16 protein-coding genes are annotated in these 15421 nt (G+C 47.5%); 3 read left to right on the top strand and 13 right to left on the bottom strand.

Annotated features, from left to right (window positions below):
- Positions 1-10: 10 nt before the first annotated feature.
- The 5 genes from asbD to BBR47_RS10505 all read right to left on the bottom strand — a co-directional run bounded on the left by asbD (position 11) and on the right by BBR47_RS10505 (position 6561).
- Positions 11-277, bottom strand: coding sequence for a petrobactin biosynthesis protein AsbD (gene asbD, locus BBR47_RS10525; RefSeq protein ID WP_012685758.1), 267 nt, complete (start codon positions 275-277; stop codon positions 11-13).
- A complete protein-coding gene (locus tag BBR47_RS10520) occupies positions 274-1518 on the bottom strand; it encodes an AMP-binding protein (RefSeq protein WP_012685757.1) in 1245 nt (414 codons plus the stop codon). The genes asbD and BBR47_RS10520 overlap by 4 nt, the downstream gene beginning before the upstream one ends.
- A 1-nt stretch (position 1519) precedes the next feature.
- Positions 1520-3388, bottom strand: a complete 1869-nt coding sequence (locus tag BBR47_RS10515) for an IucA/IucC family protein (RefSeq protein WP_012685756.1) — start codon at positions 3386-3388, stop codon at positions 1520-1522.
- Between the two features lie 25 nt (positions 3389-3413).
- Positions 3414-5219, bottom strand: coding sequence for an IucA/IucC family protein (locus BBR47_RS10510; protein ID WP_012685755.1), 1806 nt, complete (start codon positions 5217-5219; stop codon positions 3414-3416).
- 214 nt (positions 5220-5433) lie between these two features.
- Positions 5434-6561, bottom strand: a complete 1128-nt coding sequence (locus tag BBR47_RS10505; RefSeq protein WP_012685754.1) for a D-alanine--D-alanine ligase — start codon at positions 6559-6561, stop codon at positions 5434-5436.
- 234 nt (positions 6562-6795) lie between these two features.
- Here BBR47_RS10505 and BBR47_RS10500 point away from each other — a divergent pair, with 234 nt between their 5' ends.
- Both BBR47_RS10500 and BBR47_RS10495 read left to right on the top strand, forming a co-directional pair.
- Positions 6796-7287: a hypothetical protein gene (locus BBR47_RS10500; RefSeq protein ID WP_012685752.1), complete on the top strand. Its 492-nt coding sequence runs from the start codon at positions 6796-6798 to the stop codon at positions 7285-7287.
- 100 nt (positions 7288-7387) lie between these two features.
- Positions 7388-7576: a DUF4177 domain-containing protein gene (locus BBR47_RS10495; protein ID WP_041749362.1), complete on the top strand. Its 189-nt coding sequence runs from the start codon at positions 7388-7390 to the stop codon at positions 7574-7576.
- 64 nt (positions 7577-7640) lie between these two features.
- On the opposite strand, the gene BBR47_RS10490 is transcribed toward BBR47_RS10495, so the two are convergent.
- Entirely contained in the window at positions 7641-8936 is a 1296-nt protein-coding gene (locus tag BBR47_RS10490) for a class I SAM-dependent rRNA methyltransferase (RefSeq protein ID WP_012685750.1), read from the bottom strand.
- Positions 8937-9026: 90 nt separating this feature from the next.
- On the opposite strand from BBR47_RS10490, the gene BBR47_RS10485 reads away from it, so the two are divergent.
- Entirely contained in the window at positions 9027-10010 is a 984-nt protein-coding gene (locus tag BBR47_RS10485; RefSeq protein WP_012685749.1) for a Na/Pi cotransporter family protein, read from the top strand.
- Here BBR47_RS10485 and BBR47_RS10480 read toward each other — a convergent pair.
- From BBR47_RS10480 to prmA, 7 genes are all read right to left on the bottom strand, one after another.
- Positions 9976-10641: an LrgB family protein gene (locus BBR47_RS10480; RefSeq protein WP_012685748.1), complete on the bottom strand. Its 666-nt coding sequence runs from the start codon at positions 10639-10641 to the stop codon at positions 9976-9978. The two genes, BBR47_RS10485 and BBR47_RS10480, sit on opposite strands and share 35 nt — an antisense overlap.
- The gene (locus BBR47_RS10475) at positions 10634-11029 is read right to left on the bottom strand and encodes a CidA/LrgA family protein (protein ID WP_012685747.1); all 396 of its coding nucleotides are present in this window, start codon (positions 11027-11029) and stop codon (positions 10634-10636) included. The genes BBR47_RS10480 and BBR47_RS10475 overlap by 8 nt, the downstream gene beginning before the upstream one ends.
- A 101-nt stretch (positions 11030-11130) precedes the next feature.
- Entirely contained in the window at positions 11131-11796 is a 666-nt protein-coding gene (gene deoC / locus BBR47_RS10470) for a deoxyribose-phosphate aldolase (RefSeq protein WP_012685746.1), read from the bottom strand.
- Positions 11797-11800: 4 nt separating this feature from the next.
- Complete coding sequence (locus BBR47_RS10465) at positions 11801-12229, bottom strand: NUDIX hydrolase (protein ID WP_012685745.1); 429 nt, start codon at positions 12227-12229, stop codon at positions 11801-11803.
- Entirely contained in the window at positions 12226-13584 is a 1359-nt protein-coding gene (mtaB, locus tag BBR47_RS10460) for a tRNA (N(6)-L-threonylcarbamoyladenosine(37)-C(2))-methylthiotransferase MtaB (protein ID WP_012685744.1), read from the bottom strand. Before mtaB ends, BBR47_RS10465 begins: the two co-directional genes overlap by 4 nt.
- Positions 13585-13686: 102 nt before the next feature.
- The gene (locus tag BBR47_RS10455; protein ID WP_012685743.1) at positions 13687-14445 is read right to left on the bottom strand and encodes a 16S rRNA (uracil(1498)-N(3))-methyltransferase; all 759 of its coding nucleotides are present in this window, start codon (positions 14443-14445) and stop codon (positions 13687-13689) included.
- A gap of 18 nt (positions 14446-14463) precedes the next feature.
- Positions 14464-15405 (bottom strand): 50S ribosomal protein L11 methyltransferase, encoded by a 942-nt coding sequence (gene prmA, locus BBR47_RS10450; RefSeq protein WP_012685742.1) that lies wholly within the window; start codon positions 15403-15405, stop codon positions 14464-14466.
- Between the last annotated feature and the right edge of the window lie 16 nt (positions 15406-15421).

The raw sequence follows: 15421 nt of genomic DNA, 5'->3' as shown, positions 1-15421 counted from the left end.
TGTATAGACGCTATTTCGATACATGCTGCGGTTCCAGCTGTTCAACAAAAGTAAGGAGCGATCCAACCGTTTGGAAGATTCGTGGATCTAACTCATGAGCAGGAACTACCAATTGCAAATCTTCTTCGATATACACAATCAGTTGCAATAGCATAATCGAATCTATATGTAGATCCTCATTCAATCTCATAGACTCTTCTAGCGTGTGAATATGCGATAATTTTAATTTTTCGGTCATGATCGTATGGATTTGCTCGATTCTTTCTGATCGTGTCATTTACTGATCGTCTCCGTTTCTACTAATCGACGGCTGATTTTTCCTGTAGCTGTTTTAGGAATGCTCTTCACGCATTGGATTTCGAATGGGACTTTATAGCCTGGCAAACGATCCTGGCACCATTTCCTGATTTGTTCAGACGTAGCTCCTCCCTCTGCAATAACCTGCGCCTTCACAATCTCTCCCATGACCGGATGATGTCCACGATACACGACAACTTCTTTTATCCCACTCATTTTCAAAATGACGTCCTCGACCTCTAAAGGAAATACCTTTAAGCCAGAAACGTTTATCACATCATCCATCCTTGATACAAATTGAATATGTCCTTCTCCTGTCCAGAAACCTAAATCCTGCGTCGCTATTTCGTTCTGTCCATTCCAAATCTTAATTTCACCGGGTTGTTCTTCATTTTCGCCTGCTGTCATTGTTACATGGGAAAGGGGAACTCCCAGATCTGTATGGGTCCGCATCTGCTTACTCATACTGACGCATCCCCCCTCGGAGCATCCATATTGTTGCATCAAGATGTCGCTCATGCCTTGCAGCTTGAGAAACAGGCCTTCTGGCATGGGAGCTCCTGATGTCATTAACCGGTGAAAGCGTACCTGCTCTCGCGTAAAGCTAGATAAGATGTGATAAAAGACTGGCAGACCATACACAATATGCTGGGGAGTATCTTGAATCACCTGCAAAGCAAACTTCGGATTTTTGTGCGTCACAATCGAAGGCTTACTCCCCCGCTCCAAAGCTGCCAAAACTCCACATATCAATCCATACGAATGTGTCACCGATGCCAGCACGATCGGGGTTAACGCTTCCTCTCCCTGAAACAACTGGTTGTAAGCATGAATTTCTGTTTGGATATCCTCCCAACTTCTCCCGATGAGCTTCGCGTCTCCCGTTGTGCCTGAGCTATATTGGTAGAGCGATGGTTTTTCGCTCTGTTGTTTATCCGTGATGGACAAGAAGTGCTTCGTCTCCTGATAAACAAGCCCATAACATCTTGCCTTCACGGCCATCTGATAAGCTGTTTCCATTGGGGTTTCCCCATGAATTAACAACACGGAGGCATCATGCTCACGTAAATATTGAACAAGACTAATCACGTCAAGTGGGTCAGCTATGCAGACGGCGTACCTCTTTCCTTCTGGCTGTCGAAAATGATCCATGCTTTCGAATCCTTGCTTATGTCTCTCCAATTCAAGCACTGAAATCTCGTTTTGATTTACAATGAACATGCTAGTAACCTCCTACAGCCATGGAATGAAGCCTTTTCCTTGCCTCGAACAAAGGATTGGGAACTTCATGTAAATGATAGTTCTCGTTCGTTGTATATAGCTTTTTCTTGGTCAATTTCTCTACTTGCACACTTGGAACAAACAGATCAAATTGCGTAAATCGTTCCGCCAATTCCGGGAATCGTTGTTGGTGCCCCTCCAAAACCTGAGCGGCCATCTCCCAGAAGCGCTCTTCGGCATATCCGTAATGTTCTTCCAATAGCCGTGCGAGTTGCCCCAGATTGATCAGAAATAAGGTCTCTAACGTCAAATCTCTGACTGTTGAAGTTTCATTCATGTGAAACATCACATCGTCGGGCTTCGTTGCGTAATATTCATGCACTTCCGCGAAGTTCGGGCATTTGTCCGGCTCACTCAAGAACGGTTGGCAAAAAATCAAATCTTCGTGAAAATCCTTCAATGCTACCCGAGTAGGAACACCATCCCGATGCACCAGGATCATATTCTGTGCGTGGGTTTCCATGGCAATTCCGTGTTTCACCAGAATATGAACGACTGGCAAAACACTGCTTTCCAATAATCGCACAAGCCAATTCTCTAGCCCTTGCTCACGAATCCAGCGATCAATGAACGGCACCTCATCCACCTCTACTGCCGCTAATGCGTTATAAGGAACCGCATCTTCTCCCGTTTCGAGATGAGGGATGAGACTTTCTCTCCACATGCACCCAATTACTCCGAATGTAACCATTTCCACCAGTTCAGAAGCAGGGGGAGGATCGTATGCCACTGCCGCAAACTCCTGGAGCATGATCACCTTTTGCACGTCTCGTAAATACACATCTTCGTCCGTAATCTCCTTGAGCCACCTCGAAACAATGGGTGCACTTGCCAGTGAGTGCGGGGTGAGATGACGTGCCGCTGAGGTATTCACCACGTTGATCGAGAGTTTCAGATACGGTTTATGCGGATTACTTTTGTTAGCAAAGGTGCGAATGGATTGTTGTGGACGATGACCATCAGAGCCTACTCCTAGCACAATGATCTCTTTGCGATGGATATCGTCCAGGAATCCAGGCACGATATGATTACGCCACTGCCAAGGATGGACAGGCACGAAGGCATACTGATCCGGATCACATCCATGATTGACGATGATTTGTTGAAAGGCTTCTTTATGGTCTCGACCTAATTCATCCAAAAGAAGGTCATCGAAATTTTTCCCTTGATCAATGGATACTTGAGAATATCGCTTATGTATCGCTAGCCATAGAAAATGAACTTCCTGCTTAAATTCAGGACCATAGGCAAAATGATCTACGTAGGTAAATCCAACACGTGATTTATAGCTAGGATGGTAAGGGTGACCGTCCATCAAATCCCCTTCCAGCTCATCGTATGATTTGCCCTGCATCCGAATATCATTTTGCACCCGATAGTATTGAGCCAATGTATCCTTTAACAACGTTTGCTCCAGATCATTCGCAAATAGCTTCAGTCTTTGTTCATCTACCTTATTCATTCGGAAGACTTCCACTAAAAAACGAGTGAGGGATATCGCTTCAGATTCTTGCTGTGCGACTCCGCTTTGATCGAAAGCAACTCGAGTAACGGGATCCTTCCCTAAACGTACCAGCCCAAAACTAGGACTTTTCCGCCCCCGGCACCGATAGCGAACAGGCAGATCTCCCTCATCAAGCCCATGTAGGGTATAAATCGTCTCGTCATCCTCTTGGATGGTCTCAGGAATCACAATTCCCTCATAGAGCAATGACTCGATGCATTGTCGAAACACCCTTCTTCTCACCTGCACGTACTGTGTCGAGTGAAGTGCCTCTTCAATCGAGAAATCTTGTATTGTTAACTCCATACCTTATCCTCCAAGTCTCTTCAAGCTATCCAAAAGCATGCTGCCCTGCCTTTTCGGTCTGCTTTACCTTTGCTAAAGGATTATCTATGTAAACAAAAACAGATGATCTCTCTTCCGGTTGGGTTAATTCATCCAAATCATAGAAGCGCGTGAGCAAATTCGCCTTACACGGAAGCTGTTCACGCGTAAGTAGATTCTCTAGAAACTTCGACGCCTCTCGATTTATAGGTAAAAACTCCGTCAAAACCTCATGCATCTCTGCCAATAAGATTTGTTCGTCAATTAAACCTTCCGTTCCAAATCCATTAATAAGTCCAAACATATGGTTAAAAATCATATAATAGGTGATTCGCTCATCGACAAGATGGTCTTTGTAAATGTTCCTACTCGCCTTGCCAACCCCAGGCAATTCTGTCTCTAATACTTCTTGCATCGATTCTGAGAAATAGTAGCCTTGATTATCACGATAAAAGAACTGATCGGGGTATCCGTCTTTGAGCGTGACAACACTATTCTGTTGATGAGCTTCCAAGCCAATTCCGTATTTTAGATAGAGCCATACCATTGGTTTCAATGAAATGTCTACATACCGCTTAAACCATTCCAGACTAACTACATCCGGCGCCTTCCCTTCCTTTTGTGCCAGATAGTGGATGATCGTTGCCAACCGACTCTTGTAACCAGGAAGTGGATCTTGCACGAGTGCCGCGATTTGCGTGACTTGTTCTGCATTCCTCCCCATAAAGGGATTATCACGCAGGATTACTTCAAATCCCGTTTCTCCCTCATGCTCCAACATGATCGTGATGTAAGCCGGATCAGAGATAAAGCCAAAGCCCGGATACTTGCGACTCACTTCACCGATCCCTGTTTCAAAAAGTTGCTTCGCCTCTAAACCAATCTCCATCTCACTTAACTTGTTGACCCGTAATGAATTCGTAACTTTGATTGGGACTGACAGCTTGAGCATGTATTTCTTCTCAGGATGATAAACCGTTCGAAGAGAAGATGTCGCCATATACTCCTCACCCGCTGGCCCCAGGTATAGAAGCAACCCTTTCCGGATCAAGGTTTGTACAGCTACCTTTTCGAGCAACCATTCTGCTTGGAGCGGATGAATCGGGACGATTGAAAATGATGGATCAACATCAGCTATCGAAGGAAACTCATCCTTCAGTAATTGCGTAGCGGATTCTTTTTGCCCAGATTTTTCATGAACAATCGATGGATGGGCTGCAAACAAGTGGAGTTGAAACTTCCCGCAACACTCCGGTGCATACAACGCTTGCTTGGCCTCAGGAATTCCTTGCTGACTCTTCGGCGTTGGATGGAACAAGTGACCGAACAAAAGCGCCTGCTCTGCTTCGATGAAGCTTTGTTCCACGCCATATAACATCTCGGCATTACTTTGGCGCGTCCGAACAAATTTCTCAATGCTTTGGCAGCTTTGAATCATCCGCAAGACTAATTCATCCGGAACTGCATTTTCCCCATGCTGAAGCGTTAGTTCTTTGATCAAAAGAACCGCTAATGTCAAGTAGTCCGCCTGAACGAAACGAGTGCAGTCACCACTTCGGTAGCAAGCTGGATAATGAAACAAATGCCTGCCTATCACGGAATGATATTTGACACTGACATAGAGGGAGATCCCCTGATGCGGGAGTTCACAATGAAGGTACGTACCCGTTGAACTCGGCTGTATGATTTTCGTTAGCTGCTTTGTAATTTCGTCTTTTCGATTGACCCACTCGCCCCTACCTGTTTCTCGGAGATAACAATTGAGAAAGCTCTGCATCGTTGCATGCTCTGCGATATGCTTGACTACGAACATGTTACCTCTCCTCTTGCTTGATCCAATTTTTTATTCAAGCATTGCGACTTACATAACTGGTAAAACGTCCCATGTATAATGTAAACGATTATCATTCTCATTTCAAGTGATAATATTCTTCGGATACAGTTAAAAGAGATACGCTGGCCGAATTTCGTTCCTCCATCCACACAAAAAAAAAGATGCCGATTCATCAGCATCTTTTTTCTCATGATTACTCCAACTCTTCCGCATCTACGACGTTGCGACCTTTATCCGCATGTCGCTCGATAGCGAGTTGTACCAGACGATCGATCAGCTCGCTGTAGCCCACACCCGCAGCTTGGAAGAGCATTGGATACATGCTAAACGGCGTAAAGCCTGGCATCGTATTCACTTCGTTGATATAGAGTTTGTCGTTTTTTTCATCCCAGAAAAAGTCTACACGGGAAAGGCCAGAGCCATCGAGTGCTTGGAATGCCTGCTTGGCTATTTCCGCGATTTGTTCGGATACATGCTCGGGAACGATGGCAGGAATGGAGAGCTCTGTTCCCGCCCCCTTGTACTTGGCTTCATAATCGTAAAATTCTTTAGCGGCAATGACTTCCCCAACGACAGATGTCATCAGTTCTTCATTCCCCAAAACGCCAATCTCCAACTCACGAACCTGAACGAACTCTTCCACGATCAATCTGCGGTCGAATTTGGCAGCTACATCTAATGCGTGCTTAAGTTCCTCACGATTTTTCGCTTTATTAATCCCTACGCTGGAGCCCATATTCGCTGGTTTGACGAAACACGGATAGCCGAGTTCACGCTCGATCCGATCCATGACATCGTCCTGGCCTTTTTCCCATTGAGAGCGCAGCAAGCCTACATATTTCACTTGCGGTAGTCCAGCCTGTGCAAAGACGGTCTTCATCATCCATTTATCCATTCCTACAGCGGAAGCCATTACTCCGGTTCCCACGTACGGGATATTCGCCAATTCCAGCAGTCCTTGAATCGTCCCATCCTCGCCAAATGGTCCGTGAACCACAGGGAAAACAACATCCATTTGCTCATTCATGGCAAACAGCGAGCCTGACTTGCTTGTTACTGCCAGCTCTTGCCCTGTCTCTGTTGCCTCGTTACTAACTGGTGTTTTTGCCGATAAGCGCAACGCTTCGATCTTATCCGGCAGTTGACCTGCCAGTGTTTCTCCAGTCACCCAAGAGCCATCCAATTGAACGTACACAGGGGTTACCTCATATTTATTTGCATCTACAGCCTGCATAATGGACATGGCCGTACGCAATGAAACTTCATGCTCTGAGGATTTTCCTCCATAAATAATGCCCAGTCGAATCTTTTGATTTCCCATCTGTGTCATGCTCCTTTCCCCTCCGTACGATACCCGGAGAGTCTACCCAGTTTCTACTCTCTCCTATGCTATGCAAAAGCCCAACATCTGCTCTATTTACCGGGCCGAGCCCGTCATTTAGCATACACAAACCAAACGCCAAAAACAAGAGAAGCAAGTATCACCTGCTCACGTTTTTTCTCATACGATATAAATAAAATTCCTGTCATGGAGCTATTTTTTGGAGGGATTTCCATGAGAGATTATTTACTGTACTGCACGTACTGCTCTTCTTACACTTTATTGCATAGCTATGATAAGGACAGCGGTTCTTTTTTGGGGGAATATTCCCTGCTGCATAACAACTACACCCGTGACCCAATCGTCTTGAACAAATTTCTCCTCGCCCATCTCGGTCACACCATCCGTACCATTCCCTCTAAGACGGATGACTACCGCCATATCATCTGCAATGCCTCACATTTTTTGGAGGATGATATTGACAAGTATGTGGAGGAAAGTCAACAGCGGGCTAAATTCAAGGAGCGTGATCGGAAAAGCGAACGGGAAATTGGTCAGGTACAGCTTTATCTGGTCGAGCATCTCTTGACGCACGAGCTTCAGAACTTAAGCCAGGCCCGCGCTTCTACCCCCGCCGAAGGACAAGTCTTTTTAGGCAAGGAACTGGGGTTCAAGGAGGCACTCGATCTCGTCAGGCGTGTAAAAAATGACAAGCAATTGTCATGAGCACTTATTTCTTCATTCGAAATGATTCGCATTCTTTGTGCAACTCTTTCCGCTCGTCGCGCGTATAAAAAGAGAGACGATACAAGCGGGGGGAAAGAACATGTTTGAATACAAATTCGTCCGAGTTGAGCTGTCCTCTTTTCGACGCCAACCAAAAGAAGATTATCAGACCGTTGTCCACGAGCACGCCAAGGAAGGCTGGCGTTTGGTGCAAATCTTTGCTCCAAGCATCGGGGGCGATGGTATCGCCAAATACTTCGAATTGATTTTTGAAAAACCAATTTCTTAAATCAGACTAAAAGCCGAAAAGAAAAACAGCGCCGTTTTAATGCGGACGCTGTTTTTCTTTTTCTCTATCGACGATCTCTTACTTCAAAGATGGCAAATTTCAAGTAATGAGCCTCATCAGCCCCACTGATTTGCGGGTGATCCTTGCCCGCTCCTCGCCATTCAATCAGGCGCAATATCTTTTTCGCATCGACCGCTGCCTCTTGAATCGTTTGCAGGAACAGCTCAGGCGACATATGGTACGAGCAAGATGCGGTAACGAGAAAGCCGCCCTGACGAACGAGCTTCATTCCGTTTAAGTTAATGTCTTTGTAACCGCGGCAAGCGCCTTTCACTGCTCCACGCGATTTCGCGAACGCTGGCGGGTCAAGAATGACTACATCCCAGCTCTTGCCTGCCTCTACATTTTCACGCAAGTAATCAAACGCATTCGCCACCACAAAATCAACACGATGTAAGAAGCCATTGAGTGTAATGTTTCGCTTCGCTGTTTCGATAGCGTGCTCGGAAATATCGAGGGCTGTCACTTTTTTCGCACCGTGCTTGCATGCGTTCAGGGTAAAGGAACCCGTATGTGTAAAGCATTCCAATACCTCAGCGCCATCCCAAAACGGATTTTTGACCGCTTTCCCCCGCTTGTCTACAGGCACCTGCTTTGTCTCGCCGTCTACTTCCATACTCGTCAGGGAAATGCCGTGCTTTTCGCCCCAGCCTTTCATCAATGGCGCGATGGAGGCGCGATTTTCCCGCTGATCATAGAAAAAGCCCGTCTTTTGCCCCTCTACGATATCCACATAGTATTTCAATCCGTTTTCTTCGATTAATACCTCACGCGGACACTCTCCGTACAGGACCTCTTTGCCCTGTGTGAGCCCTTCCAGTTCACGGACAGGTACATCATTGCGCAAATAAATACCAGTCGGAGCAAATACCTCTACCAGTGCATCCCGAATCCAATCGATGCGCTTCTCCATCCCCAATGAGAGGACTTGGACAACCAATGTATCCTCGTAGCGATCGACGATGAGTCCAGGCAAAAAGTCAGCTTCCCCGTAAATCACACGGCAAGCCCGTGGGTTGTCCACAAATCTCGTCCGGAATTCTGCCGCTTCCTTGATTTTCCGCAAGAAAAAGTCGTAGTCGATCTCTTCCTTTTGGTCGTAGCTCAAAATGCGTACAATCATTTGTGAAGCAGGGTTGATGTAGCCCTTTGCCAAGAAATGTCCTTTGTGATTGGTGACCTCGACGATTTCACCTGGTTCTGCATCCCCTTGAATTTCTAATACCTCTGATTTAAAAATCCACGGATGTCCTACTTCTAGCCGCTTTTTCCGATGTTGATTCAATAGCACACGTGCCATGCAGCCATTCCTCCTCTTTGTCATGCTTGCCCTAGTACAGGCATAGCGTTATAGTAACTTGCTAAAAATGGACAGGGAGGAACGTATCTTGTGATAGTCTCCATCCTCGCCCCTTTTACCTTTGGGCTCACGTTTTTTCTTTTCGGTATGTATGCCATGCGCTCCGGCTTTCAAAACCTCGCCGGCAAAAAAATGGAAGAATGGATGGGGCGCTTTACTCGCACCCCACTCCATAGCTTCTGGATTGGTCTCTTCGCTACTTTTGTCTTGCAAAGCTCCAGTGCGGTAACCGTCCTGACGATTGGGCTGACGAACGCAGGTATCATCCAGTTCACACAAACCGTTGGCATCATTTTAGGTACCAATCTGGGCACGACCGTGACAACGGAGCTGGTTGCGCTCAAGCTCGAGTCTTTTGCCATCCCCATGCTTCTCATCGGAGTCGCCCTTTGGCTGATGCCGCGCCGAAACATTCGTTGCATTGGTCTTGTCGTCGCCGGCTTCGGACTGATCTTCCTCGGCATCGATACATTGAAAGTCATGGCGAAGCCTTTGGAGCAGTCTGAGACGTTTCGTTCGCTTTTTCTGGAGAGCAGCCATTCCATCTGGATCGGTTTGATTACCGGGGTCATTTTCACCGCGCTCATTCATAGCGGTTCCGCTACAACCGTGATCACGATGGGCCTTCTCAGTCATCAAATTCTTTCGATGGAAACGGCACTCGCCATCGTATTGGGCGCGAATGTCGGAACCTGCTTTACTGCTGTCATCGCTGCGATTGGCACAAATACGGCATCCAAGCAGGTCGCATGGTGCCATACGCTCTTCAACGTTGCAGGCGCGATTGTTTTTTTACCGTTTCTTTCCCAGCTTGCCCTCGTCAGTGCCTTTTTAACGGATAGTCCTTCTATGCAAATCGCCCATTCACAGACGATCTTCAATCTCGTCTGCTCTCTAGTTGCGCTGCCATTCGTGCCGCAAATAGCCCGGTTTATTCAATGGCTTATCCCTGATAAGCGTCGTCCGACTGACCTCACCTTTAGAAAGAAAATGGTATCAAGTAGATGGAAGTAATGACGCCAGCCACGATCATTGCGACACTGGACGCTGCCGTTTGAACAGGGGAAACGCGGTTCAAGCTAGCCGTACCAATGGCGTGTGCACTCGTACCAATAGCGATCCCGATTGCCCAATCATCCGTGATTTTTCCCCATTTGAGAACAGGACGGGCAATCATGACACCGACCATCCCTGTTAGCGCGGTAAAAAAGGCTGCAAGTGCAGGCTCCCCACCTATGGAACGACTCAGCTCCAACGCAATGGGGGTGGTCACGGATTTGCTGAGCATGCTTTTGTATACGAGCTCATTTGAGCCTAGACACCAATGAACCGCCATAACGACGAGGATCGCAACTGCACAGCCTGCACATACACCAAGCAAAACACCGCGCCAAATATGAGCAAATTCCTTGATCTGTTTAGCCAGCGGAATAGCGAGTGCCACCGTTGCAGGACCGAGCCAAAAGGAAATCCACGATCCTCCGGCAGCAAACGCCTCCCAATCACCGCTAAATGCCCACCACATGGTCCAGACCAAGATCACAGCCACCAAAAGAGGCTGCAATCGATGGAATCGAGCGTTGATCATAGTTGCACCTTTGTACCCTGCTATCGATACTAAAATGGCAAAAAATGGACTAAGCATCCAAAGTCCTCCCTTCTTGCGGCAAGGACGATTCTGATTTTTGTTTATGATGCTTCATATACCATTGCACAACCACGCCAGTCACAAGCATGACCAGCAATGGACCAAGCACCATCGATAGTATGATTGGCAATGGGTTTTGTGTGAATACGTTTAAATAGGAAGCAACTCCGACAATGATCGGTACGAAAAAGAGCAACATGTGTCTAATTAAAAATGTACCCGCTTGTTCCACCCAATCCATTCGTATCCATCCCATACACAGTCCCAGTGTTAATAGCAGCATTCCCACAAGGTTCCCGGGCAGGGGAATATGCAGCCATTTGCTCGCAGCTACGCCTACCCCATAAAAAGCCAACAGGATGACGATTCCTTTAACAAATTTCATTTTGCTAATCTCCTCCCCGCTCCCTATCCTCTCTCTATAGGAACTTCAGCATGCAGGACGGAAAAAGCCCGGCCTTACCTCGGCCAGGCTTTTCTTTGGTATTAGTATCCGCTGCCTGTTGTTTTTGCTCCTGTTACAATGGAAACACCGGAGCTCGTACCGATACGGCTCGCGCCTGCTTCGATCATCGCAACCGCTGTTTCACCGTCACGAACGCCACCAGACGCTTTTACGCCTACATTTGGTCCTACGGTTTTACGCATCAGGGCGATATCTTCAACCGTTGCTCCACCTGTTGAAAATCCTGTGGAGGTTTTTACGTAATCAGCACCAGCCTCTACGGAGAGCTTGCACGCAACTACTTTTTCTTCTTCGGTCAAGAGGCAGGTTTCCAGAATCACTTTCAAGAGAATATCGCCAGCCGCTTGCTTTACAGCAGCGATGTCTTTTTTGACAGTTTCCAGGTCGCCGGATTTCAGGGCACCCACGTTCAGTACCATATCTACCTCAGTCGCTCCGTTTGCAATCGCATCGCGGGTTTCGGCTGCTTTGGATTCGATTGTGCTCGCTCCCAGAGGGAAACCGATAACCGTGCACACTTTTACATCAGAACCTGCCAAGAGTTCAGCAGAGCGTTTTACCCAATAAGGGTTTACACATACAGACATGAAGTCATGCTCTCTTGCTTCTTGGCACAGCTTGTCAATCATCTCTTGTGTAGCATCAGGCTTCAACAGCGTGTGGTCGATATATTTGTTCATGTTCATAGAACTACACCTCTATCCCTAATTGTTCGAATGCAAGGCGAAAAATGCTGTCATTGTTACGGTATCCCCGTTGCAGTTGCAAATCCCATGCTTCCTTTGCAGAATGCCAATGGACATCATTGATTTCCTCTAGCTGCACGGTGATCTCCGTGTTGTAAGCTTCCACCAAATAATAATGGACTTCTTTGTCGATGGATTCGCCCGTCACTGGATGTGTATACACATAAGTGATCATGTCAAGCTTGGATCCCAATCGTCCGGCTACGCCTGTTTCTTCCAAAACTTCGCGCAGAGCCGTTTCTTCGATGGTCTCGCCCATCTCCTGCTTCCCTTTTGCGAGTGTTACCTTGCCATAGCGGTCTTCAATCAATAGGAGCATGTACTCTGCGTCTTGCTTCTGGTATACAACGCCCCCAGCCGATATCTCCGTCATATAGCTCGCTCCTTCAGGTAAGGCAGCGCCTCTGTTTCCACTACGCGAACAAAAGTCCCTTTGCAGTATTCCGAGCCTGGTTCATCCAGTCTGACCTTGCAAATCTTGCCGATCATGCTCTCATCGCCAGGGAAGACGACGTTCAGGTAGTTGTCCGAATAGCCCATCAGAAGACCGCTATCAGGTGCTTCTTTAAACGGACGCTCTGGAATGACTTCCAGTACATCCCCTACGAATTTCTTGGAGTATGCCAAGGTCAGTTCCTGATTGAGCTCCAGAAGCTTCGCAACGCGCTCGTTCTTTTCCTCTTCAGGAATTTGATCCGTCATACGCGCTGCTGGTGTACCTGTACGCATGGAGTACGGAAATACGTGCATCTCGGCGAAACCGATTTTCTTCATAAACTCGTATCCGTTCCAGAATTGCTCTTCGGTCTCACCAGGGAAGCCTACGATGACGTCTGTCGTAATCGCTGCTCCTGGCAATGCTTCGCGTACTTTGACCATTCTTTCGTAAAACTCAGCAGTCGTATACTTGCGGCGCATGCGCTTCAACACTTCGTCATCGCCCGCTTGCAACGGTACATGCAGATGGCGTACGACACGATCGGAGTTGTTGATGACCTCGATCACTTCATCGGTGATTTGGCTTGCCTCGATCGAACTGATGCGGATGCGCTTGAGGCCTTCCACCTGATGAAGGTCAATTAACAGCTTGGCCAAATTGTAGTCTTCCAAATCTTCGCCGTATCCACCTGTATGAATCCCAGTCAAAACAATTTCCAGGTAGCCCGCTTCCACCAGCTTTTGGGCCTGTTCGACGACGCTCTCCGGTTTGCGGGAACGCATCAGACCGCGTGCCCAAGGAATAATACAAAACGTACAAAAGTTGTTGCAGCCCTCTTGAATCTTGAGGGAAGCACGTGTGCGATCCGTGAAGTTAGGAACATCCAGCTCTTCGAAGTCGCGAGCTTTCATAATGTTGCCTACGGCATTGATCGGCGTGCGTTCTGCGCGAATTTGATCCACGTACTCGATCAGCTTCTCGCGTCCTTGTGTACCAACTACGATATCTACACCGGGAATTTGCGCAATCTCACTTGGAGAGGTTTGCGCGTAGCAGCCCGTTACGGCTACGATCGCCTCAGGATTCCGGCGAATCGCACGACGAATTACTTGGCGGCTCTTCTTATCTCCCGTATTCGTAACCGTACAAGTATTAATCACGTAAACATCTGCATCTTCTTGTTCAAAGTCGACTCTCTCATAGCCGTCAGCCTTAAACAACTGCCAGATGGCCTCTGTCTCATAGCTGTTTACTTTGCAGCCCAATGTATGAAAAGCAACGGTAGACATTGCCATTCCTCCTTTTGTGTGAAAAACGTCTCTCCGTTTTTCATAAAAGTGGATGTGACCGCTTGCGGTCAACGAAATCGGTCATAACCGTTTCGTTCCTGCTCATCCTTTGCGAAGTGATGAAGCCTTTCGTTCAAACTGATAGGAAGCGCAGGCCAAAACGTACTGGCTTGCTGTTTCCGTGCGCAAAATACGCGGGCCGAGGGAAACCGTCAGGAACCCTTTGCTCTCTGCTTGGGCCACTTCCTCAGGAGAGAAGCCTCCCTCCGGTCCAACGAGGACGAGAAGTGAATCACTCGCAGTCATCTCTTCTAACACTTGATGAATCGTGGTACTGCCCTCTTTTTCATAAGCAATTGCGCAATGCGTATACGACTGGCCAGCTTCAAGTATCTCACGAAACGAAACAGGAGATAAAAGCTCTGGCAAAACAGCACGATGAGACTGTTCAGCAGCCTCTTTAACGATTTTGCGCCAACGCTCCAGTTTTTTCGCTTCTTTTTTGGCGTCCAGCTTTACAATGGTTCGCTCAGAAGAAAACGGGAAAAAGGAGTACGCCCCAAGTTCCGTCCCCTTTTGCAAAATCCACTCCAGCTTCTCGCCTTTTGGAAGCCCCTGACCAATTGTGACCCGGATCGGCAGTTCTCGCTCTTCTTGAAGCATTTCCATTACTTCTGCCCGTACTTCCTTGGCAGAAAGATAGACAAGCTTGGCCCGTGCTGACCTGCCCGCTCCATCAGAAACGATGATTTCTTCGCCTTCCCGAGCACGCATTACATTTACGATATGGTGTACGTCGTCTCCGACAATCGTTAGCTCATTCTCAGTAAAGGAATGTGGCTCGACAAAATATCGTTGCATCTCGTCAACCCCACTATTCTATCGTTTTTTTGCTACAATTGCTACCCAGTCATCGATGAAAATGGTTTCCACGATCTCAAGACCTGAAGCCACCAACGCCGCTTTCACATCCGCTTCACGTGCAGCAATAATACCTGACGAGATAAAGGTCCCACCTGGCTTCAACACGCGGAATACATCGTCGGTGAAACGCACGATGACCTCAGCCAAAATGTTAGCCACGACCACTTCCACCTGCTCCTCGATGCCGTCGAGCAAGTTGTTTTGTCTCACGTTGATATGCTCATGCACACCATTCAGTTCGGTATTGGCCTGTGCAGAGCGAACGGCTACTTCATCTAAGTCCATCGCCAGCACATCTTTTGCTCCGAGCTTGATGGCAGCAATACTCAAAATGGCTGTGCCTGTCCCAACATCATACACCTGATCGCCTTTTGCCATATACTTCTCGAGTGCACGCAGACAAAGAATGGTCGTCGGATGTGTACCTGTTCCAAATGCCATACCTGGGTCCATTTCGATAATGATCTCATCTGGATGCTTCGGCACGTACTCTTCCCATACTGGCTTGATGGTCATGCGATCGGATACATGAACCGGTTTGTAGTATTTTTTCCAGGCGTGGGCCCATTCATCTTCATGGACATCGTTTACAGCAATCGATGCCTTGCCGATATCCAAACCGTACTCGATCAACTGCGCCAGCTGCTCTTTCAATTCTTCTACAACATCTAGCAGCTCGCTGCTGTCAACCGGCAGGTATGCTTTAACGAATACGCCCTCGGCCGGAAAATCATCAGGAGAAAGCTGGTAGATTTCGCCAAAGGGGGTATCCCACTCACGATAGAGCACCTCCGGGTCTTCAATTACGACACCATTGGCACCCAATTCATACAAGAGGCTTGACACCGCCTCCGTAGCCTCCGCTGTAGTATGGATACTGATTTCTGACCATTTCACGAATCTACCACTCCCC

The sequence above is a fragment of the Brevibacillus brevis NBRC 100599 genome (assembly GCF_000010165.1).
GTDB lineage: Bacteria > Bacillota > Bacilli > Brevibacillales > Brevibacillaceae > Brevibacillus > Brevibacillus brevis_D.
The sequence above is the reverse complement of the archived record's forward strand: the minus strand, read 5'-3'. Positions and strand labels throughout refer to the sequence as shown.